Annotated in this window: 24 protein-coding genes and 1 pseudogene; 8 read left to right on the top strand and 17 right to left on the bottom strand. The window is 56.2% G+C overall.

Annotation, left to right across the window (positions count from 1 at the left end; genetic code table 11):
- Nucleotides 1–310 precede the first annotated feature (310 nt).
- Nucleotides 311–1,192 carry a DMT family transporter gene (locus K355_RS0110555; protein WP_022732108.1) on the top strand — a complete coding sequence of 294 codons (882 nt, stop codon included), beginning with the start codon at nt 311–313 and terminating at the stop codon, nt 1,190–1,192.
- Between the two features lie 191 nt (nt 1,193–1,383).
- Here the strand turns inward: K355_RS0110555 and K355_RS0110550 are convergent, their stop codons facing one another.
- The 5 genes and pseudogenes from K355_RS0110550 to K355_RS0110530 form a co-directional block, all read right to left on the bottom strand.
- Entirely contained in the window at nt 1,384–1,578 is a 195-nt protein-coding gene (locus K355_RS0110550) for a hypothetical protein (RefSeq protein WP_022732107.1), read from the bottom strand.
- Entirely contained in the window at nt 1,571–2,146 is a 576-nt protein-coding gene (locus K355_RS0110545) for a hypothetical protein (protein WP_022732106.1), read from the bottom strand. The genes K355_RS0110550 and K355_RS0110545 overlap by 8 nt, the downstream gene beginning before the upstream one ends.
- Complete coding sequence (locus K355_RS0110540; RefSeq protein ID WP_022732105.1) at nt 2,137–3,018, bottom strand: TIGR01459 family HAD-type hydrolase; 882 nt, start codon at nt 3,016–3,018, stop codon at nt 2,137–2,139. The genes K355_RS0110545 and K355_RS0110540 overlap by 10 nt, the downstream gene beginning before the upstream one ends.
- A 403-nt stretch (nt 3,019–3,421) precedes the next feature.
- Nucleotides 3,422–4,468: pseudogene (locus K355_RS23785) on the bottom strand (quinone-dependent dihydroorotate dehydrogenase); the annotation flags it as partial.
- A 109-nt stretch (nt 4,469–4,577) separates the two neighbouring features.
- Nucleotides 4,578–4,958: a winged helix-turn-helix transcriptional regulator gene (locus tag K355_RS0110530; RefSeq protein ID WP_245562935.1), complete on the bottom strand. Its 381-nt coding sequence runs from the start codon at nt 4,956–4,958 to the stop codon at nt 4,578–4,580.
- Nucleotides 4,959–5,133: 175 nt separating this feature from the next.
- Here K355_RS0110530 and K355_RS0110520 point away from each other — a divergent pair, with 175 nt between their 5' ends.
- Both K355_RS0110520 and K355_RS0110515 read left to right on the top strand, forming a co-directional pair.
- Entirely contained in the window at nt 5,134–6,243 is a 1,110-nt protein-coding gene (locus tag K355_RS0110520; protein WP_022732101.1) for an NADH:flavin oxidoreductase, read from the top strand.
- 135 nt (nt 6,244–6,378) lie between these two features.
- Nucleotides 6,379–6,606: a DUF1413 domain-containing protein gene (locus K355_RS0110515; protein WP_022732100.1), complete on the top strand. Its 228-nt coding sequence runs from the start codon at nt 6,379–6,381 to the stop codon at nt 6,604–6,606.
- A 16-nt stretch (nt 6,607–6,622) separates the two neighbouring features.
- Here K355_RS0110515 and K355_RS0110510 read toward each other — a convergent pair whose 3' ends face one another.
- Both K355_RS0110510 and K355_RS0110505 read right to left on the bottom strand, forming a co-directional pair.
- On the bottom strand, nt 6,623–7,213 hold the full coding sequence (locus tag K355_RS0110510; protein ID WP_028791513.1) for an exopolysaccharide biosynthesis protein: 591 nt from the start codon (nt 7,211–7,213) through the stop codon (nt 6,623–6,625).
- Nucleotides 7,214–7,364: 151 nt separating this feature from the next.
- Nucleotides 7,365–7,724: a DUF952 domain-containing protein gene (locus K355_RS0110505; protein ID WP_022732098.1), complete on the bottom strand. Its 360-nt coding sequence runs from the start codon at nt 7,722–7,724 to the stop codon at nt 7,365–7,367.
- Nucleotides 7,725–7,937: 213 nt separating this feature from the next.
- Between K355_RS0110505 and K355_RS0110500 the strand changes: the two genes are divergently transcribed.
- From K355_RS0110500 to K355_RS0110490, 3 genes are read left to right on the top strand one after another with little or no spacing between them, the layout of a single operon-like run.
- Nucleotides 7,938–8,216, top strand: coding sequence for a type II toxin-antitoxin system Phd/YefM family antitoxin (locus K355_RS0110500; RefSeq protein WP_022732097.1), 279 nt, complete (start codon nt 7,938–7,940; stop codon nt 8,214–8,216).
- Entirely contained in the window at nt 8,213–8,545 is a 333-nt protein-coding gene (locus tag K355_RS0110495; RefSeq protein WP_022732096.1) for a type II toxin-antitoxin system RelE/ParE family toxin, read from the top strand. The genes K355_RS0110500 and K355_RS0110495 overlap by 4 nt, the downstream gene beginning before the upstream one ends.
- A 58-nt stretch (nt 8,546–8,603) precedes the next feature.
- Entirely contained in the window at nt 8,604–9,326 is a 723-nt protein-coding gene (locus K355_RS0110490) for a hypothetical protein (RefSeq protein WP_022732095.1), read from the top strand.
- A gap of 136 nt (nt 9,327–9,462) precedes the next feature.
- Here the strand turns inward: K355_RS0110490 and K355_RS0110485 are convergent, their stop codons facing one another.
- The 5 genes from K355_RS0110485 to terL all read right to left on the bottom strand — a co-directional run bounded on the left by K355_RS0110485 (nt 9,463) and on the right by terL (nt 13,147).
- Entirely contained in the window at nt 9,463–9,951 is a 489-nt protein-coding gene (locus K355_RS0110485) for a 3TM-type holin (protein ID WP_022732094.1), read from the bottom strand.
- Nucleotides 9,952–9,965: 14 nt separating this feature from the next.
- Complete coding sequence (locus K355_RS0110480) at nt 9,966–10,418, bottom strand: cell wall hydrolase (protein ID WP_022732093.1); 453 nt, start codon at nt 10,416–10,418, stop codon at nt 9,966–9,968.
- A complete protein-coding gene (locus K355_RS23780; RefSeq protein WP_022732092.1) occupies nt 10,415–10,708 on the bottom strand; it encodes a hypothetical protein in 294 nt (97 codons plus the stop codon). The genes K355_RS0110480 and K355_RS23780 overlap by 4 nt, the downstream gene beginning before the upstream one ends.
- 356 nt (nt 10,709–11,064) lie before the next feature.
- Nucleotides 11,065–11,370 carry a hypothetical protein gene (locus K355_RS0110470; RefSeq protein WP_022732091.1) on the bottom strand — a complete coding sequence of 102 codons (306 nt, stop codon included), beginning with the start codon at nt 11,368–11,370 and terminating at the stop codon, nt 11,065–11,067.
- Between the two features lie 283 nt (nt 11,371–11,653).
- Nucleotides 11,654–13,147 carry a phage terminase large subunit gene (gene terL / locus K355_RS23775; protein ID WP_022732090.1) on the bottom strand — a complete coding sequence of 498 codons (1,494 nt, stop codon included), beginning with the start codon at nt 13,145–13,147 and terminating at the stop codon, nt 11,654–11,656.
- A gap of 183 nt (nt 13,148–13,330) precedes the next feature.
- Here terL and K355_RS0110460 point away from each other — a divergent pair, with 183 nt between their 5' ends.
- Complete coding sequence (locus K355_RS0110460; protein WP_022732089.1) at nt 13,331–13,621, top strand: GIY-YIG nuclease family protein; 291 nt, start codon at nt 13,331–13,333, stop codon at nt 13,619–13,621.
- 344 nt (nt 13,622–13,965) lie between these two features.
- Here K355_RS0110460 and K355_RS0110455 read toward each other — a convergent pair whose 3' ends face one another.
- Together K355_RS0110455 and K355_RS0110450 are read right to left on the bottom strand one after the other, a co-directional pair.
- Nucleotides 13,966–14,664, bottom strand: coding sequence for an RES family NAD+ phosphorylase (locus K355_RS0110455; protein ID WP_022732088.1), 699 nt, complete (start codon nt 14,662–14,664; stop codon nt 13,966–13,968).
- A complete protein-coding gene (locus K355_RS0110450) occupies nt 14,664–15,077 on the bottom strand; it encodes an MbcA/ParS/Xre antitoxin family protein (protein ID WP_022732087.1) in 414 nt (137 codons plus the stop codon). The genes K355_RS0110455 and K355_RS0110450 overlap by 1 nt, the downstream gene beginning before the upstream one ends.
- 458 nt (nt 15,078–15,535) lie before the next feature.
- Here K355_RS0110450 and fic point away from each other — a divergent pair, with 458 nt between their 5' ends.
- Entirely contained in the window at nt 15,536–16,642 is a 1,107-nt protein-coding gene (gene fic, locus K355_RS0110445) for a protein adenylyltransferase Fic (protein ID WP_022732086.1), read from the top strand.
- Between the two features lie 35 nt (nt 16,643–16,677).
- Here the strand turns inward: fic and K355_RS0110440 are convergent, their stop codons facing one another.
- The 3 genes from K355_RS0110440 to K355_RS0110430 all read right to left on the bottom strand — a co-directional run bounded on the left by K355_RS0110440 (nt 16,678) and on the right by K355_RS0110430 (nt 19,835).
- Nucleotides 16,678–17,010, bottom strand: a complete 333-nt coding sequence (locus K355_RS0110440; RefSeq protein WP_022732085.1) for a hypothetical protein — start codon at nt 17,008–17,010, stop codon at nt 16,678–16,680.
- A 9-nt stretch (nt 17,011–17,019) separates the two neighbouring features.
- Entirely contained in the window at nt 17,020–18,117 is a 1,098-nt protein-coding gene (locus tag K355_RS0110435; protein WP_022732084.1) for a phage head spike fiber domain-containing protein, read from the bottom strand.
- A 284-nt stretch (nt 18,118–18,401) separates the two neighbouring features.
- On the bottom strand, nt 18,402–19,835 hold the full coding sequence (locus K355_RS0110430; RefSeq protein ID WP_022732083.1) for a hypothetical protein: 1,434 nt from the start codon (nt 19,833–19,835) through the stop codon (nt 18,402–18,404).
- Nucleotides 19,836–19,862: the final 27 nt, after the last annotated feature.

Raw genomic sequence — 19,862 nt, 5'->3', positions numbered from 1 at the left:
TAGGGTCTGAACCCAATTGAATGCTTGAAATGGTCGCGAGGAATTTGTGCGGATATCAGGAGCATTACCGTAGCGATGCTCGCTGCCTTGCAAGGTGATGCGACGTAATAGCCCGTGCAAATTCCTCCGATCCGAAGGACATCAGGACACTCTGCGACCTGCTGCGTCAATCCCCTTGCCCGGGGCAATACCCCGCGCGGCGGAGATTTCCTTGCATGTCTTGCTTGTTCTGATGCCATTTTAAACATTCAATTGGGTCCTGACCCTAAATAAATCCAGTAAAACTGGTCGCACCACAGGGAAACGGGCCTTGGAAACACACGCACATCAGCGCCAGCATAACCTGACGGGCATTCTTTTCATGTGTGCCGGGGTGGCCGCCCTGTGCATCAATGATGGGTTGGCCAAAAGCCTGATGGATCACTATTCCCCGATCCAGATCATTTTCCTGCGCAATGTCATCGCCCTTCCCTTTGCCGTGATGCTGGCGCTTAAAATGGGCGGGCGGCGTGCCCTTCGATCCCATCGTATTGGTGTGCATTTCCTGCGCGGCTTGATCTGGATTACCGCAACGGTTCTCTTCTTTACCAGCATCCACCTTATGGGATTGGCCGAGGCCACCGCGATTGCCTTTGTCGCCCCGCTGTTCATCACCGCAATTGCCGCCCTGTTTATCGCACCGGTTGGCTGGCGACGCTGGATCGCGGTTGTCATTGGTTTTGTCGGGGTGTTGGTGATTGTCCGTCCCGGTGCGGCAAGTTTCGAGGCGGTCTCGCTCCTGCCGGTGGCGACCGCCTTTACCTACGCGCTTTTGATGCTCAGTGCCCGCTTTGTCGATACCCGCGAAAGCATGTGGACGCTGCTTTTGTACTTAAGTGCCACCAGCGCCATTCTGACCGGCTCCATCGTCACATTCTTCTGGACCCCGATCCGGGCCGAAGACCTCTGGCTGTTTGCCGCCATCGCATTTTTTGGCACTGGCGGCATGACCATGATCACCCAGGCCTTCCGCGTTGCCGAGGCACCGACGGTCGCCCCGTTTGATTACACCGCCCTCGTCTGGGCCACCGGGCTTGGCTGGTTTTTCTGGGGCGAAACACCCGATGCCCTGACCTTTGTCGGCGCTGCCATCATCACCGCAAGCGGCATCTTCATCATCTTCCGTGAAAGCAAGGTTGAGGCGCAAAGCTAACGCGCTTCTATGCCCCCAACCAGCACATGGACTCCCGCCTTCGCGGGAGTGACGAATACCGCGTGATGATAGCATGGATACGAATGTCATTCCCGCGAAGGCGGGAACCTCGCCCCACAAGCACCACCCCAAAACAAAACCCGCTTTCCATCCGAAAAGCGGGCACAACAGACATCACTTGAAAATCAGCCTCAGTAATTGGCCTTGAACGTTGGTTCTTCGCCACATTCAGCAGCAGTCCGCGCGATATTGCGCAATAAATTACGCTTGCTTTCGGTGCGTCGCCGACCGGAATTTGGTTGCACGTCACCAGTGCCGGGCAAACCTAACTCGGCTCGTTTCCGGCTGATACGTGCAGCTAATTCTTCAATCGTGATCTCACGCATTCGCATGTTTTTCCAATAGGACCAGACCAAAATCGCCAGAGGTTTCCTCAGCGATACGCTTATCAAGATAAGGTTTATCTAGCTCAAACGCAAGCTGGTACAGGCGTACAGCCTGATGGAGCATTTCCTCATCATAGTGAGGAGGACTATTATATTGGCCCAGGCGATCAGCGATAAGGTCTTCAATACAGATTACCGAAACACTATGCCCCGCATCCAAACGCAGGAGATAAACGCGATCATAACTCCCACGCCCATCCATCAGTTTGCTGTCAACAACCTCAACCCCGACCTTCAACGTCGTGTGCTGAAAACCGCGTGAAAAAGATCCGGGCCCAACACTGCGTTCGAAACCGACATCCTCAAGTGCCTCTTCAAATATCTGCTGCCATGGCGTGACAATATCAAGATCACCGGAAACAAGTTCTCCAAGAGTGGCCAGCTCAACAGCAGCTCCACCGACGAGAACGGGTCTTTTATGACCGCATTGCTGCACGACATCCGACGCCTCAGAGAGCAATCTCAAGGCTTCCACTAGTTCAGGTCTGTAAAACGCCTCTACCAGCAAAAATCCCCCATCGCATAGGTAATATGCCGCCCCGTGGCCTCCAGAAGCGCATCCAGCTTGCCTTTATCGGGCAACGTTCCACGCGGCGCATCGAGTTCCTCGGCGTGAATGCCGCCGGTCACCAGCACCACATCCAACCCCGCATTGTTCGATCCGGCAATGTCGGTCGAAATGCTGTCCCCAACCACCAGCAATTTGGCATCCGGGCCCTTATCAAACGCTTGCAGGCAAAAATCATAGGCACTGGCAAATGGCTTGCCTTCCCAACGGACATTGCCGCCGAGTTCCTCGTACCGCCCGGCAATTGCGCCTGCACAAATGATGCGTTCCCCGCCCCGGATCACTTCGCGGTCCGGGTTCGGGCACAGTACGGGCAAATCGCGGGATTTAAGCGCATGTAAAAGGTCTTCGTATTTCGAGACCGGATCATGATCATCATTCGGGCCGGTGACCAGCACCCAGTCGGCATCCTCAATCGTTTTGACGATCTCGACATCCTGCTGCTCAAACATCGACATATCGCGCACCGGGCCAACCATAAGCACCTTACGCCCAAGCTCGGCATACCAGGGATCAGACCGCGCAACGAGCTGGGCATAGGCAATCTCGCCCGAGGCCACCGCAGGACCATATAAATCCCGCGCAATGCCCATGTCTTCCATGCGTGCGGTCACGACCGAGGACCGGCGCGGTGCGTTCGACAACAACGCGACCGGCACACCAGCCTTTTTAAGCGCTTCCATCGCCGGGATGGAGCTTGGATACGGTGTTACCCCGTCGTGCACCACGCCCCAAAGATCAAGGATCACCGCATCATAATTGCCGATCACTTCCGAAAGGCCATTGATCATTTTATAAGGCGTGGTCGGCATTCATATTTTCCAGTTCAGTAAAAACAGTAGGGTGTTCCGGTGGATACCCGCCTGCGCGGGCATGACAACGATAGGGTCAAAGGGCATGGTGACGTGGTGCATCCCAGCAAGGGCGAGGACGGCCCCCTCACAGCAAGGCTTATTCTTTCGCCATATCCGTCTTGGAAGCTGCCGGTTTACGCGCCTTGGTCGTGGCCGCCGGTTTGCGAGGCTTCGCCTCTTGCGCAGGCTTGCGTGTTTTAGGAGCTGGCTTCGGCTTTGTTTCGCTGGCCGTTTGTGCTGATTTTGCCGCTTGCGCAGGCTTGCTCCCGGTCTCCGCCTGTACTTTCTTGGCTGCGTGGGCTTCCTTCGCCGCCAGCGCCTCATCAACCGGAATACCCTTGCCCGAAATTTCCGGGAAGGCCGCACCGACCGCGTCACTCACATTGGCAAAGCCGTCTTTGCGCAACCGACGCACAAGGTCTTCCTTGATCTCGGCCACAAGATCCATCCCGTGATAGACCAGCGAGGAATAAAGCTGTACCAGCGACGCACCATTAAGGATCTTCTCATAGGCATCCTTGCCCGATGCAATCCCGCCGACCCCGATCAGGGGAATTTTACCCTCGGTCAAACGGTAAAAATCGGCCAGAACCTTGGTCGAGGCTGTCATCAACGGCGGGCCGGACAAACCACCTTTTTCATCCTGATCATAGCTGTTCAGCCCGACAGGACGATCAATCGTCGTGTTTGAAACAATCATGCCATCAAGCTTGAGCTTCATCACCACCGCCGCGATGTCGGATTTATCCTCATCGGTCAGATCTGGCGCGACTTTAAGCAGGACCGGAACCCCCTTGGCAAAGCTATCACGCGCCTTAAGCACCGCACGCAGCAGCTTTTCAAGTGGCGCACGGCCCTGAAGCGCGCGCAGGCCCGGCGTATTGGGCGATGAAACATTGATCACCAGATAATCGGCATAAGGGCCAAGGGCTTCAACCCCCTTGGCGTAATCAGACGCCGCATCTTCGGAATATTTGTTTTTGCCAAGGTTCGCCCCCAGCACACCACGCCGTGCACGCTTGCGAAGTCGGGCGGCAACAACATCGGCCCCGTCATTATTAAACCCCATGCGGTTGATCACCGCGCGGTCGGAATAAAGCCGGAAAAGGCGTGGCTTGGGATTGCCCGGCTGCGGCTCGGGGGTTACCGATCCGATTTCAACAAAACCGAACCCATGTGAAAGCGCGGCATTGGGAACTTCGCCGTTTTTATCAAAGCCCGCCGCCAACCCAACCGGATTGGCAAACTTGCGCCCGAACACGTCGGTCTCAAGACTGGGCGTCGCATCGGTTGCGTCATCAGCGCGCGGCACCAGATTGTTTTTCAATGCCCAGATGGCAAGACCATGTGCGGTCTCCGCATCGATCCAGCGGACAATCGGCAAAACCAGTGACTTATACCACCCCACGCGACAGCTCCCTTTGCTTGCAATACCTGCCCTTTTCTTACGCGGGTGGGAGGCGTTGGGCAAGGATCAATCGGGGTTGGCACGAGGGCAACGGGCTTGAAACTGGCTCCTAAACCTTCTCCCCCATCCGCGCATCAAACGCCGCACGCGCGGCTTCGACCTCGGGCATGTTATCATTGGTCCAGGCATAAAGTGCCTTGAACGGCTCAATAAGGGTGCGGCCAAGCGGGGTGATTTCATATTCGACGGCGACCGGGGATGTCGCGATCACGTGGCGCGCAATGATGCCGTTGCGCTCAAGCTTGCGCAGCGTTTGCGTCAGGGCCTTTTGCGTGATGCCCTCAAGCCCGCGTTTGATCGCGTTAAACCGAAGCGGCTCCTTGGCCAGCACCGCCAAAATCATCATCGACCATTTATCGGCAATCTGATCAAACAACAGGCGCGACGGGCAGTCGGCGCTAAATTTCTCAATCGAACATTCTTTCATCATCACATTTCCTGTTCCCGGTCCTCTTCCCCGTACTTTGCGTCCCACATGCCCCACCCGTTAGCGGGTCGGTGGTTTCCTTGAGTATACCTGGTTTCGTACAGGTGCCTCATTGACACCAAGTATATATCATATATCTAGTCTCCATCATAGACTTTCATAGTTTCGGAGACTCCCGATGAGCAACACAGACATTCTGTTTCAGCCCTTTGCGCTGAAATCCCTGACCCTGCCCAACCGTATCGTCATGGCGCCGATGACCCGGACCAAGGCCGAAAACGGTATTCCCGGTGCAATTAATGCCGAATATTACCGCAAACGCGCCGAAGGCGGCGTTGGCCTGATCCTGTCGGAAGGCACGGTTGTGGACCGTCCGGCATCACGCAACGATCCGGCCATTCCGTTTTTTCACGGCGCTGACGCCATGGCGGGCTGGGCCAATGTTGCCAAGGCCGTGCATGACGCTGGCGGAAAGATGGGCCCGCAAATCTGGCATACTGGCTCCACCCGCTATACCGAATGGGAACCAGATGCCCCGGTCGAAAGCCCGTCCGGCCTTGTTGGCCCGGATGAGCCGCGCGGCAACACCATGTCTGAGTCTGATATTGCCGACACCATTGCCGCCTTTGCCAAGGCCGCCCTTGATGCCAAAAACGCTGGCTTCGATACCTTTGAAATCCACGGCGCACACGGCTATCTGATTGATCAGTTCTTCTGGTCGGGGACAAATTTACGCACCGACCGGTTTGGTGGCAAAACCATCAAGGAACGATCGACCTTTGCCCGCGAAGTGGTCAGCGCCATGCGTGCGGCCGTTGGTGAAGACTTCCCGATCATCCTGCGTGTGAGCCAATGGAAACAGCAGGACTTTGCCGCCCGCCTTGCCACCACACCAGATGAAATGACCGATTGGCTCGGCCCATTGGTCGATGCCGGGGTGGATATCATCCACGCATCGCAGCGCCGTTTCTGGGAACCGGAATTCCCCGAACTGGACGGCGAAAAGGGTCTGAACTTTGCCGGTTGGGCCAAAAAACTGACCGGGGCGGCAACGATTTCGGTGGGTTCTGTCGGCCTGTCATCGGACTTCATCGGCGCGTTTTCCGGCGAAGCCTCGGAAAAGGCCGGTCTTGATGCCCTGACCGAGCGTATGGAGAAGGGTGAATTTGACCTGATCGCGGTCGGCCGTGCGCTGATCTCTGATGCGCAGTGGACCAACAAGGTGCAAAAAGGCGCGTTTGACCAACTCGAAGATTTCGACGCCGCCGCATTGGCCGAACTGGTTTAAAACCACCGCGCGTACCACATCCACAGAAAAACAGCCCGCCACTCACCGGCGGGCTGTTTTTATGGGGCAACGTTAACACTGTTTAGTTTCGCGACCCCGGCTGCACCATACAGGAAAATATGGTACGCTGGCCCCATGCCAAAACTTGATATCAATGCCCTCATATCCGCCCTACAAACCCGCACCCCCGGCCCGTTTCACTTCCCCGAAATTTATGGTCCGAACTGGGACCAGCTTTACATCGGCGATAAGGTCAAGCTCGGCCATGCCTTCATGGATGCCGTGCGGGCGGGCGAACTGCCCGGCGTCACCGATACCGGCACTAAAAAGGATGGCGGACGCCTCTATCACTGGGCCGGATGATGGCATGGATCAAGGCCTACCCCAACACCATGGGCCCCAGAAACACAGCCGCCCCGGTGGTCAGGACAAGTCCGCCAACCATCAACGCCCCGTCACGCACCGTAATCGCCAAACCAAACACCGCAATCGCCATCATCGGGATAATCCCGGCAAAGGGCACCATTTCAAAAAACGGCACGGTAAAAGACAACATCAGACAGACAAGGGCCGCCACCCGGATGCCAATCGGCCCGGTCAAATGGGCCAACCGCCCGCCAAACCAGCGGTCCATGCGCTGTGCCGTTGGCGTCACCCGGTCCATGGCGTGCTGAACACGCTCCCCCGCGATGCGCCGTCGGGTGATAACGTCAGGCAGCCAAAGGTGATCACGCCCCAACAGGATTTGCAGGGAAAAAAGCGCGATAATAATCGCCAGAAACGCTGGCACCATCGGAATCCCCGACAATGGCGACACCCCGATCAGGGCCGGCAGAAACAAGGACGGCCCATGACTGCGCCGCCCGAACTCCGACACCATATCGCCAACCGATACCATGCTGGCCTCACCGCCGCGTTGGCCAAGGCGCGCGACAATCTCGCGCACCGATGTGATATCGGGCTTATCCATGCGGGTAGCCCCGCCAAAACCCGGCAGCCACAACTCCAGCACCAAGCCGCGAACGCCCGACACATTTATAAAAAGGGTAAATACGCATATCCTGATAACGTCGGGCGGGGCGGTTTGGTTCCACCCCTGACGGTATCAGCAATAAGGTGGCTTAACGCAATTCTTCGGGCAGCACATGCACCCCGTCATCGCCCAGCCGCACGTCATCAACGCGCGTGACATATTCCACCGACAGCACATCATAAAGATGCGGGAACAACGTGCCACCGCGGGCCGGTTCCCATTTCAGCTTATCGGCAATCGGGGCGACCGGCACGCGCAGCAGTTTTAAATGATCGCGCCCGGCATAATGCAGCGCCAGCGTTGCCGCCAACGTATCGCCCGTCGAAAAATGGATAAAGCCATCGGCAATATCGTGCGGCGCACCGTCATACTGCCCGTCCGATAAGGCCTGCGCCCATTCGTCCGATCCAAGGACACGGTAAATCGTGGTATGTGTTGTATTTGTCATGAGGGAGAATGTAGGACGCGCCGCATGTTTGCGCAATATGCGCTTTGCCCCAAAAGGCCAATTGCAACATCAGCGCCATAAAGCGCGATGTTGCCTTCATATTGTGTTTCCTGCCCTTTTGAATCGAACGGGCTCCAAATCAGATGCCTACGCTTTCACACGCATCAAAATCATGCTAAATTGGCATTTAATTAAATGCTTTAAAGGTGCGAAATGGACATCACCAAGGATATTCGCCCACTGACCGAGTTCAAACGCGACACGGCAGCTTTCACCAAACGCCTGCAAGAAACGCAGCAACCGACCGTCCTCACCGTCAATGGCAAGGCGTCCTTAGTTGTGATGGATGCCAAGGCGTGGCAGGACATGCAAAATCGGCTGGAATACACCGATGCGGTTGATGGCATTCGTACTGGCCTGCACCAGATTACCGATCAAAAAGGCGAAGATGCCGACAGTTTTTTTGACAACCTCACCAACCGCCACGGATGAAACATTACCGGGTTGTCATATCGCCGAAGGCAGGCCGCGATATCATCGCTGCCTATGACTGGCTTTATGATGAAAACCCGTCCTATGCCGCTCAATGGCGTGATGGCCTGCGTCAAGCTGTGATCCGTCTGCAAACCCTGCCCTTTGCCCATGCCATTGCACCGGAAAGTGCGGAATTCGACATGGAAATCCGTCACATGCTCTATGGGCGCGGTATACCGTGGCGGGTGTTTTATTGCGTTGAGAAAGATCAGGTCTCAATCCTGCACGTCCGACACGGACGGCGGGATTATTGGCAGGCAGAAGCAACAGACACAACCGAGGAATAAGTCAGCCCCCATTTTCCTGTCTTACCCCCGAACACAACCACTCGACCGGAATGGCAAAATGGCCAATGACAAACAGAAACAATCAGAGCGTCACTTTGTCGAAACGACTGCAAATCTGCTCGGACTGAATTGGGAAATTATTGATCAGAAGGAAAGACCTGATTTCATCATAGATCAAAACGGCAACAAGTTTGGCTTGGAAGTCACAGAGATATTTAATGGCCAGAAAACCCCCAAAGGAAGTGCGAAACAAAAGCAGCAAGAAGCCCATCGCTTTTCACAGCTACAATCGTTAAGGCAAAGCTATGAAAACAAAACAGGCGTAAAGCTATATCTTCGATTTCTCAGATCACCCACGAATAACATACAAGGCAATATTTCCGACATCGAACTAAACCAAATTGAGGAAGCCCTTCAAATTGAAAACTTTCAGGAAAAAGAATGGGGATTTGGAAAAATGCTGGGGCTTCCAAGCGGAGGGAAGATCCAAATAACCATTTATCGCTACTCGAATTGGATAATCATAAATGACGAAGTCGGATTTGTCTTACAATCGCCGACAGATAAGATTCAGGCCTCTATCAACGAAAAAAGTACAAAACTTGAAAAATACATTGAACGTGCGGGCAAAGATATACGCCTTCTAATTATTGCAAACCGCCTGAATAACAGTGGCAAGATTCGCATTGCAGATAACAATGACGATGTCTCTCAAATCAATAAAAGAGGTTTTTCCAATATATATTTCCTCTCTTATCCCTACGAAGCAAACTGCCTCTAAAAACTTGGGTACGGCGCGAACGGGTTGTCTGAGTGATGGATGCCCGCCTACGCGGGCATGACGGGCATTGTAGTGTCACGTCTCGTTCCCATCCGTCACCCCCGCGAAGGCGGGGGTCCATGCCGCCACGTACTCCCTACCCCAACCTCTTATCCGCACTCCGCTTAACAACACTCACGCCAAGCACCCCAAGCGCAATCCCCCAAATCGGGCTGGTATTAACCAAGGCCGCAATGATCGCTGGCGCCTGCAATGGCGTCAGAATAATGGCGTAGGCAATCGCCCCCATGGTCATGATCCATGTCAGGGCCACCGCATAGCCAAAGCTCGGCCGCCAGCGCCGCACAAAGGCATCTTCGCTGGCGACTTCGGCGCGGATGGTGCGGTTGATGGATATGAGCGTTTTGGTATCGCGTGCCAGTTCAATTTCGGCCATGCGTTCGGTATGGCGGTTGGCCTCAAGGATTTGGGTGGGGGTAACATCCCCCTTGGTCACGGCGTCTTCGACCTGTTTCAATGTATCGGCCGCCGTTTTGGCAATCGGATTGTCGATATGGTCAAGTCCGGCCCCCACCGCTTTGATCAAAAGCGGCAGGCCGATTTGGGCGAGCAATGCGGGGATCATGGGCGGGCTCCTTTTTACGAAATACCGCGATAAAACAAATGGTTGCCAATTTCGGCCACCGGCACATGGCCGCGCGCCCAATAAGGATCGACCGCATGGGTGTGGTAATGCGTCGCCCCCTCGGTCGGGTCGGGCAGATTGCCCGTCACTGCGCGGCTGGCAATGCGTTTACACAGCCGGTACGCACGATCACGCGGGTTGACCGCGAGCAACTTTTTGCGGTTGGGATCGGCTTTGTTCCAGCAGGAAAACTGCCCCGGTTTAAGGCACACCGACTTAATATCATTGCCCCACCAATAGCGCCCCCGCGATTTGGCGAACGCCACCCGGTTCAGGATGACACACGCCACCGCCTCAATCCCGGCCAGCTCCTCGCCGCGTGCTTCGCCGTATAATGTGCGCGCCAGAATTTCGGCATCCGTCAGGGTTTCAACATCATTTCGGGGGGCAAAAACATCCATCGTCATTGGGAATATCCTTTGTGTTCAAGCTTGGCCTCAATCCGCAACAGATGGCCAGTCAGGCGTTTTTCAATGTCTTTGAGGTACGGGATCGAAACGTAATTGCGCGCAACGTCGAGTTTGAATTCCGCCAACCCGTCGCGCAGGTCACCAACGTCGCCTTCATGGCGGCTGCGCATGCGTTCAATCCGGGTCAGAAGTTCCGAACGCATGCGCCAGTGCAGCCAAAACAGGCTGGCCACCGCCGGAATTTCGACCGCCGTGATCCACCAGATCACGTCAACCGGTTGGGTCATGGGGGTCTCTCCTTTTCAAAGGGGGGCAAGGGGGGCGTGCGAAAATTAAATGTTCCGTCATTCCCGCGAAGGCGGGAATCTCGCCTCGCACACGCCCAACTCTCGAGATGCCCGCCTTCGCGGGCATGACGCACAAAGGTATGGATATTGAAGATGGCACCGTCATCCCCGCGCAGAGCCTGTGCCCGCGAAGGCGCGGTACGGGGATCTCGCCCCACATACTCCACCCCACACACCACCCGCAGAACAAAAAAAGACCCGCAAACCAATCGGCTTGCGGGTCAGTTCAGGAGGTCATCTGACAAGAAAACATCCTTAAGGGAGGTCCGAGGTAAACTCTAAGCAGGACAGCGCACTCAGGCAGCCGGGCCTTTAATCTTTTCTTCCAGTTCCTGCCAGGCCTCGCCAGATGCGACAAGGCAACTCGGGCCGGACGGATAGGTGAACAAAATGGTCCAGGTTTGGCCATCGGGCGCTTTAAGCACCTCGATCACCCCGCCATTGGACGTGACGCCCACGGCAATCGGTTCTTCGGAATATTTCGCACTCAGGCTGTCGATGACTTTGGCACGGTCACCGCAAACCGGGGACCCGGCATTGGCCGGGGATGCAACCGTAACGGCACCTGCCACCACGGCAATCAAGCTCAGTGTTTTCCACATGGTCAGGCCTCCTTGCAGTCAGGTGCGCCCAAAAGGGGCGTCTTGGTGTCCTGCACTGCTAAATTGATCAACAAATTGATCAAAAAATGAATTGGGGCCGCCTTACGGCGACAGACCGCTGTCTGCCTTAACTGAATTCACCTTTAGTATAGTAAATTTTGCTCAATACTATTCTTTGATATAATAAACGTAAGCATCAAATCTGAAAATTCCATGAATATCTCACATTTGTGATACGCACCGGCGCTAACCACTTGGCATTGTGAGAAAGTTTTTTCTTCGCTCACGGATTGAACGCGTTTTCGGCATTGAAAATACCCCCATATGCCCGCCAATCGGCGCGTTTAAGCGGCATATCCACCCGCGGCAGGCGCACCGGCTCGCTTAAAATACAGCCCGCCACCGCATCCAGCCCATCATCATGATCCTTGCCGTCGGGATGCCATTCGCGCATCTGGCGGACAAACGGCGTTTTGCGGACCGGCTCATGGACATGCAGCAACCCCGCCCCCAACACCGCGCCAAAGGCATCCTCGATCCGGGTCGCCTTATTGGTACTTTCATGATGTTCTACGACGCTCGCCGCCCATCCGATTGATTTAAGTTCGCGGCGCAGGATATTGGGCAAAAACCGGCCAATGCCATTGGTCTCCACGCGCACTGAGGGCAAATGATGCCCGGCCATAAAGGCCGCGACCTGCGCACAGAGCTGACTGGCTTCATCCATGCGCGCGTTATCAGCATCCTCTGGCAGAACGGACGCCCGCAGCCACGCCAGATCATGCAACCAGTATTCACCCTGATCACAGATATAAACGCAGGCCACCACCGCCCCGTCGCCATGTGCCGATCCAAAACTGGGATCAAAATGGCAGGCCGACGCCACCATATTGCGGTCCCCGATGCGCAGCCGAAGCCGCCCGTTGGCATGCTCAATCTCACGCGCCGCATCATAGAAGTGCAGTTTCGCGGGGTCGAGCATCCCGGCCACAGGTGCGACCATTTCAAGCATCATCTGGCTTTGAAACTTCCGTGCCGTCGTGCGGGCTTTAATCGCGGCAATGGCACCTGCATCAAACCGTTCCGGCCAGTTTGACGCCCCGTGCTTATTGACGATGGGCAGCACAAGCCGTGAAAAACCATTCAAAAACGGTGCGGCTTCCCCGGTTTCCGGGCGCACCTCATCGGCATAGATCGAATAAAAACTGTGCGGTGTGCCGGCATAAAGCTGCGTGCCACCGGGCGACAGCACATAGGCAATCTCACTCAATTTTTCACGCAGTTCGGCGCGTTTATGGGCGGTGTCGCTGTTTTTGGGCACCTCGACATCATCGCAAATCACCACATCGGCCCGCGATCCGGTGATATTGCCGCCAATGCCGACCGCCTGCATCGACGGGTCCCGCAACACCGCATCGCGCTTAACCGTAAACCGCTCCGTCCCCCAATCGGCAACCCCGCCCGGCACCAAGCGTGCCAAAAGCGGATGGCGTTCAACAATGCGTTTAACGTTGCGCACCATCTTTTTCGCCAGCTCAAGATCAGCCGCCAGAACCAGAATGCGCACATTGGCATCACGGTACAAAAGCCACGCACAAAACAGCCCAACCAGTGTTGATTTCCCCGAACTGCGAAACGCCATCAACAACAGCTCATGCCGCCCGGTGGTCCAACATTCCTCCAGCCAGTCGGCCATGTTGCGATGATGGGCAGGCACCCCAAGCCCCAGCATCCGGTCCCAGATCCAGACGAATTCGGCAAAGCCCGATATTGGCATCTGTCGCTCCTTTTCTGGATTTTCGGTATTTGTTGTCTCAGGCACCATGGATGCCCGCCTTCGCGGGCATGACGGACAGGTTCTTATGTATCATTGGATCACCGTCATCCCCGCGAAGGCGGGGATCTCGCACAGCACGCTCATAGTCTCCATCTGCGCGAATGTGCTACCCACCCTCACCCCATGCAGCAGCCCTTTGTCTACATCCTTGCCAGTCGGAAAAACGGCACGCTTTATATCGGTGTCACCAGCGATTTACGGCAACGCATTTGGCAACACCGAACCGGCGCGGTTCCGGGTTTCAGCCACACATACAACGTTACCCAACTCGTTTACTATGAAATGCATGACACGATGGCGGACGCCATTTTGCGCGAAAAACGCCTCAAAAAGTGGCGCCGCGCCTGGAAAATCCGCCTGATCGAAGAACTTAATTCCGATTGGCATGATCTGTTTGACCATATCAACGCCTGAGGGGCATATACCTCGCCCCTCCGTCGTTCCCGCGCAGAGCCTGTCCCCGCGCAGGCGAGGACGGGAACCCATCTTGCCACACCGCACCAACGGCACCATGGATCCCCGCCTTCGCGGGGATGACGGTGTTCCTTGCAGCAATTTAGTATTCCGTCATTCCCGCGCAGGCGGGAATCTTGCGCCGCACGTGCCCAACCCTCAAGATAACCACCCGCGCAAGCAGGCCGGTTGTACCTTATGGTCATTCAGTGCTCCGTCATCCCCGCGAAGAGCCTGTGCCCGCGAAGGCGCGGTACGGGGACCTCGAGCCGCACGCTCCCAACCCTCAAGACACGCACCCGACCTCAAATCACCCGCCACGTCTCCCCGCTGGCAAGGTTGCGGACGTAATCGACCGCCTCCCCGTTCCAGTGATAGGAAAAATGATCGCCCTGCACAGGAACCGGCACCACATCGGGCCAAAACACCGCAATGCAGGCACCACCGTCAAAGCGCACACTGGGCCAGTAAAGCCCGTCTGATCCGGCTTTGCGCCGTGCTGCACCAAACTTTTGCGAGGCCGCGTAATCATCCGGGTCAAGCAATGCCGCCATCCCGCTCACATCGTCAAACACATGATCAATCTTGCCGACCAGCTCGCGAAACTGCGATGTCCAGCCCGGTGCTTCATCGGTTGCGCGCATGGTTGCCGCGTGATGATGCACAGTTTCGGCAATCGCCACCGACCGGCTGTCGCCCGCGTAATACAGCCCGTATGTGCCATCGGAAAACCGACCGGGCCGATAAGGCGAACAATGGACAAACGGCGCCATCACATAACTGGCCCCCGGCCCCGAAACCCGGCGGTCAACCGGCACCTTGGCCAAAGTACCAATACTGTCACGCAGGCGCGGGTTCATCTTGGCTTCCGCCGATGCCAACGCTTCCCAGTCGGCGGGATCGGCAATGTCTTCAAACAGATCAATCGGCGGATAGATCGACCGGATCATTCGAACACACTGCGGCCACGCGACATGCCGGGTCGCAATTTCATCCCCGCCCATCACCAGCCGCCCCGCTCCGCATCCAGATAACTACGAATATCAACAATATCCATAATCTCGCCGCGCAGCATGACCTCAAGCGCGCTTGCACCGCCAAACGCCGCATTGGGCTTTCGGACCCAGGCATAACCACGCGCCGGATCGCGAAACAGGTATCGCAACCCTTTGTGAATCCCGATCAGCATCGCCATGCGCGTGCGCAAATCACGATCAATCCGCCCGATATCCTTTTTCTTCCACCGCGCCCAAGTACGCGCCGGCATATCGCCCAGCAACACGCGCGCTTCCTGATCGCTTAAATCCCACACGCCAAACAGATTAACCGTGGCGCGCGCCAATGCCGCCGCCTCATCCTCGGTAATCGCCCCCACCTCGGGCCGCGCCCCAACCGGCGCCACAATCGCGAATTCCATCACATACCTCCATTTGGCATTAATATAGCATTTTTATGCCAAATGGCAAATACCCGAACAGCAAAGCAGAAAACCCGCCACCATGCCCGCCGCCCCATGGACTCCCGCCTACGCGGGAGTGACGAAGCAATGGAAAAGCCCTTCCCCCAAAACCGCCCCCTACCGCGTGGAAACCCCACCCCCAAAAACCGTCATTCCCGCGCAGGCGGGAATCCAGACAACCGTTCCACACACGCCAATCTCACCGCGCAACCTCAAGCCGCACGTCACGTCATGTCGATAAAACCGGAAAATTTCGACACGTCGGCGTGATGTGTCGATACCATCGACATAAAGCTCCACTCAAACTGTTATGTGTCGATTTTTTGGAAAATTTCGACACATTTCTTGCTTATGTCGATCCCCTCGACATAAACTGTTTGCATCAAATCATGATGTTCTTATCGGGGAAGCCAAACATGAACTGGCAGGCTGACAGACCCTATAACGCTTTGCCTCCGCTGCCTCCGGCAACAGGGCAAATCGAAACACGATCCGTTTTGAAGGCCTGCTCTCCTGCCCGCGCGGCTTTGGCAGAACTCAAACAGGCCGGAAGATTGCTTCCCAACCAGAACCTTCTGATCAATCTGCTGCCCATACTCGAAGCAAAGGACAGCTCGGAAATTGAAAACATTGTCACAACGACAGACAAGCTATTTCAGTTTGCCCGGGAAGATTCCGGTGCCGACCTCGCGACAAAAGAAGCTCTTCGTTATCGCACCGCACTCTATCAGGGTTTCACAGAATTGGCCGACAAGCCACTATGCTCAGCAACGACCGTCAGAATCTGCAGCACCCTGAAAAACACCCAGATGGAAATCCGCAAAATTCCGGGAACCATCATCGGCAACCAGACAACAGGCGACGTCGTTTACACCCCACCCGTTGGTGACAATGTCATCCGCGACCTTCTGGCCAACTGGGAACGGTTTCTGCACGACAAAGATGATATTGATCCCCTGATCAAAATGGCAATCAGTCATTACCAGTTTGAAGCCATTCATCCGTTTCACGACGGTAATGGGCGAACGGGTCGCATCCTGAACGTTCTCTATCTGATAGAACAACAACTCCTGACACTGCCGATCCTCTATCTCAGCCGCTATATCGTGCAGAACAAGCAGGATTATTACGACCTTCTCAATCAGGTGACCCGAACCGGCCAATGGGAAGACTGGCTGCTCTTTATGCTCAAAGGGGTTGAACAAACCTCCATCTGGACATGCGAAAAAATTGCCGCCATTCGACACCTCATGGATCACACAGCCGAGCATGTGCGCACAACACTTCCGAAAATTTATAGCCATGAACTGATACAGGTCATTTTTGAACAACCCTATTGTCGCATAGCCAACCTTGTCGAACACGATATTGCAAAACGTCAAACCGCCTCCACCTACCTTACACAGTTGGCCAAGGCTGGCGTTCTGAACGAAATCAGCCCCGGAAAAGAGAAACTGTTTGTTCACCCCAAGCTGATGAAACTCATGACAACCGACACGAATGAAATAGAACCATACGTGTAATTTTTCGCGGCTCACCACCACTGCCGTCAGAAATATCAGCCTGATTGCAACGCCACCCGCGCCTCCTTAATCAATTTCTCAACATCCACATCCTCCCCCGTCCGTGATGTGCCTTTCTCGGCCCGGCTATCGGCCCCCTTGTCCCCATCCGACGCCCAGCGCAACAACTTGATCAGGATTTCAAGATGCCCAAGCCCCGCCTTGCAGGCCGTCTGATGGGCGGTGAAATCCTTGGCATCGCGCAGAAGGGCGGCCTGCTGTGCCGCCCGGCGATAGGCATTGCGCACCCGTTTGATATCACCGGGCAAATCGCGCAGAAGATCGGCGCGCAAGGTCGCGACTGGATCAGTTTTTTCTGGTTCACGCATCGCCCATCCTTACACGGTTGAAAGGGCCAAAAGCCGCGCATCCGAAAGCCGTTCCGGCCAATAGGCCAGATTGCGCAGATGCCCGTTTAAATGCTTGTCCATGCCGTCATAGGACCCCAGCACAATGTTGGTAAAAGTGCGCGGCATGGCAAAGCCATCCGAGCTTTTAAGCACAGCCCCATTTACCCCCACCGCCACCACATCATCCTCCCACGCCAGCGCGATGCGTGCCCGCGTACCGGGGTTGAGCGTGCCATACAGCGATTGGGCGAAAATCGGCTGCCCACCTTTGCGTAAGCTCACCTGCAACTGATCGGCCGCACTGTCATAGCCAAGGTCAAGATGATCATCACTCAGGCTGGTTGAATAAAGCTGCACGATCCGCCAAATCCCGTCCCACGCAGGCGGCAATTTAAGATCAAACACAAACGTTCCCGCCCCTTGGGCAAACCAGTCACCGGGATCAAGCCGCACGTCATCAGGCGCGCGGGCGGCGGGAATGCCGTCGCTGATAATATCGCTGGTCGGGGCGGGCCCGGCTTCAAGCTGCGCATTCCAGATCAGCACCGATGCTGGCACTCCCGAAACTGCCGTGCTGATTTTCGGATATCGGATCGTGCCCGATGCCGGTTCGGATATCGACACCCGTTGCCAGTTTTCATCAAGCATAAATCCCTGCGCCGATGCCCCATCAATCCCGCCAAGCGTGACATTAGCCGTGCCCGACACCGCCCGCATCCAGACGGCAAAGCTGTAAACCTCGCCCACCGTCAAATCCCCGACATTCTGATAAAGTCCATCCGCCCCGCCCGGAAGATCAAGCGCCATTGCGCTCACACTTCCATCGGGCGCGGCAATCGCACTTGGGCCGATGCTGATCCCGGCATTCTTTTCCCAAAGCACATTGTCAAACGCGGTTGAATAGCGAAGCTTATTGGTTGCCGCCCCCTCAATAAGAAGCCCCCGCGCCCGGCCAAGTGCATCATATTCATAGCCCGGCACGTCGATGGGCTGGGGGCTCAGCACGCCGTCCATCCCCCGGATCAGTTTGGTGCTGGCGCGCGCAAATTTCATACAGGCCGCAAGCGGCTGATACCGCAATCCCATGTGCGTTTCCTCCTGATAACCATCACTGAAAATGTCGAAAATCGCCAGTTTCTGGCGTTCCCCCGGCCCGATACCCGCACGTCCCCGTCATGCCCGCGAAAGTGGGAATTCATATCGCCACACCGAACCAACGGCACCATGGATGCCCGCCTTACGCGGGCATGACGGCATGTAAAACGGCGACATGAAACGAACGTCATTCCCGCGAAGGCGGGAATCTCATGCCCTACGTGCCCAAACGTCTAGATTCCCGCTTTCACGGAAATAACGGGTTTCAAACAGCCCTACCCACCAATCCGATGCAGATGGAACCAGGTCAGGATATTACTCTCGCTGATCTGGCGGGTGGCCGCATCGCTGTGCGCCAGCCGAACCCGAAGGCCGTTTGCCGCCCCGACATTCACCCGCGCCACCCCACTTAATCGCAAGGTGTGATAAGCCCCGGTGCCAATGGCGGTGATGTCCGACGATTGCAGATGGGTTGACCACACCCCGGCACCAGCACCAGAACTGGCCCCCGCCAACCGTTCAAGATAGAGGTTCACCATCACCACCTCATCGGTGACCGGGAATTTCACCCCGATATCAACATGGTAAAAGCCCGGCGGCAAGCTGCGAACCCCATGAACGGCACTGTCATAAAGACCGTGGCTGTCTTCAGCCACCTGATCCCATTCGATCAAAAACGCCCCACCGGCGGGCATGTCCTGTGCGGCGGTGCGCAGCAGTTTCACAATCGGCCCGTTTTCATGGACCGGCGCGGCAAACCACCGCCAGCCATCCCCGCCATCACAAATCACATCGACCATATCGCCCCGGATTGGCAGGGGATAAAGGGTTGTGTCCGCCGCCCCGGTGACCGGCGTAATCACATCGCCACTCGCCGCCATGATATCCACCTGCGTGCCATCACCGTTAAACAACCGATAGCGCACGCCATTCCGCGCCAAGGTCGCCACCGGCAAACTTGCACGTGCCCCGTTTGACAGGCGCACCAGCGATCCGGTTTCGCGAATATCCATGATGCGATTGGTCGGTGCATCAATCACCGGCATCCGGCGTTCATCCTCCCAGCCCAGCAAATTCTGGCTGCGAAAATCAAGGTCGATCATCGCCCCGGCATCCTGTTGCCCAAACGCTTTTTGCGCGGTTTCGCATCGGCTTTGTGCGGCCTCGGCCCGGCTGGCGGCATCACCCGCAAGGGCGGCGTTTTGACCGGCCCCGGCAATCTCATCGGCCTTTGGTCCGTTGGATAATCCGTCGCCCGAAGCATTCCAGACCAAAGCCCGCCCGGCATCAATGGCGGGCAACGTCATATTGGCCTGACCCAGATCGGGCGCACCCAACCGCAACGTCCCGCCAAGGGCCCGATCCACATCGCCAAGCGCGGCGGTCAGATAATCCAGATCGCGATCAAGCGCATCGCCGCGTGGGCTGCCAACCGTGCCATAGGCACTGAGGCGCCGCAGTTTCAGCATCCGGGCCAGAATGATGTCGGCCCCCACACCCGGCGGGGTTTCAAACCGCACCGTGCCCCCGATGGCATCGTCATGCGTGGCCAGCGCAATGTGAAACCCGGTGGTCACAACCGCGCCATTGACCGATACCTGCACATCGCCCGCATCAAACACATCAAAGCCGAATGGAAAATCCGTGCGTGCCCCATCGCCGTGATAGCCGATGGATGCTGTGGCTTGATTGGTAAAAACCGCCCCCATATCCCTGATCCCTCCGTCCCCTGATTT

Source organism: Thalassospira lucentensis MCCC 1A00383 = DSM 14000 (assembly GCF_000421265.1).
Lineage (GTDB): Bacteria > Pseudomonadota > Alphaproteobacteria > Rhodospirillales > Thalassospiraceae > Thalassospira > Thalassospira lucentensis.
This window is presented reverse-complemented; position numbering and strand designations above follow the sequence as displayed.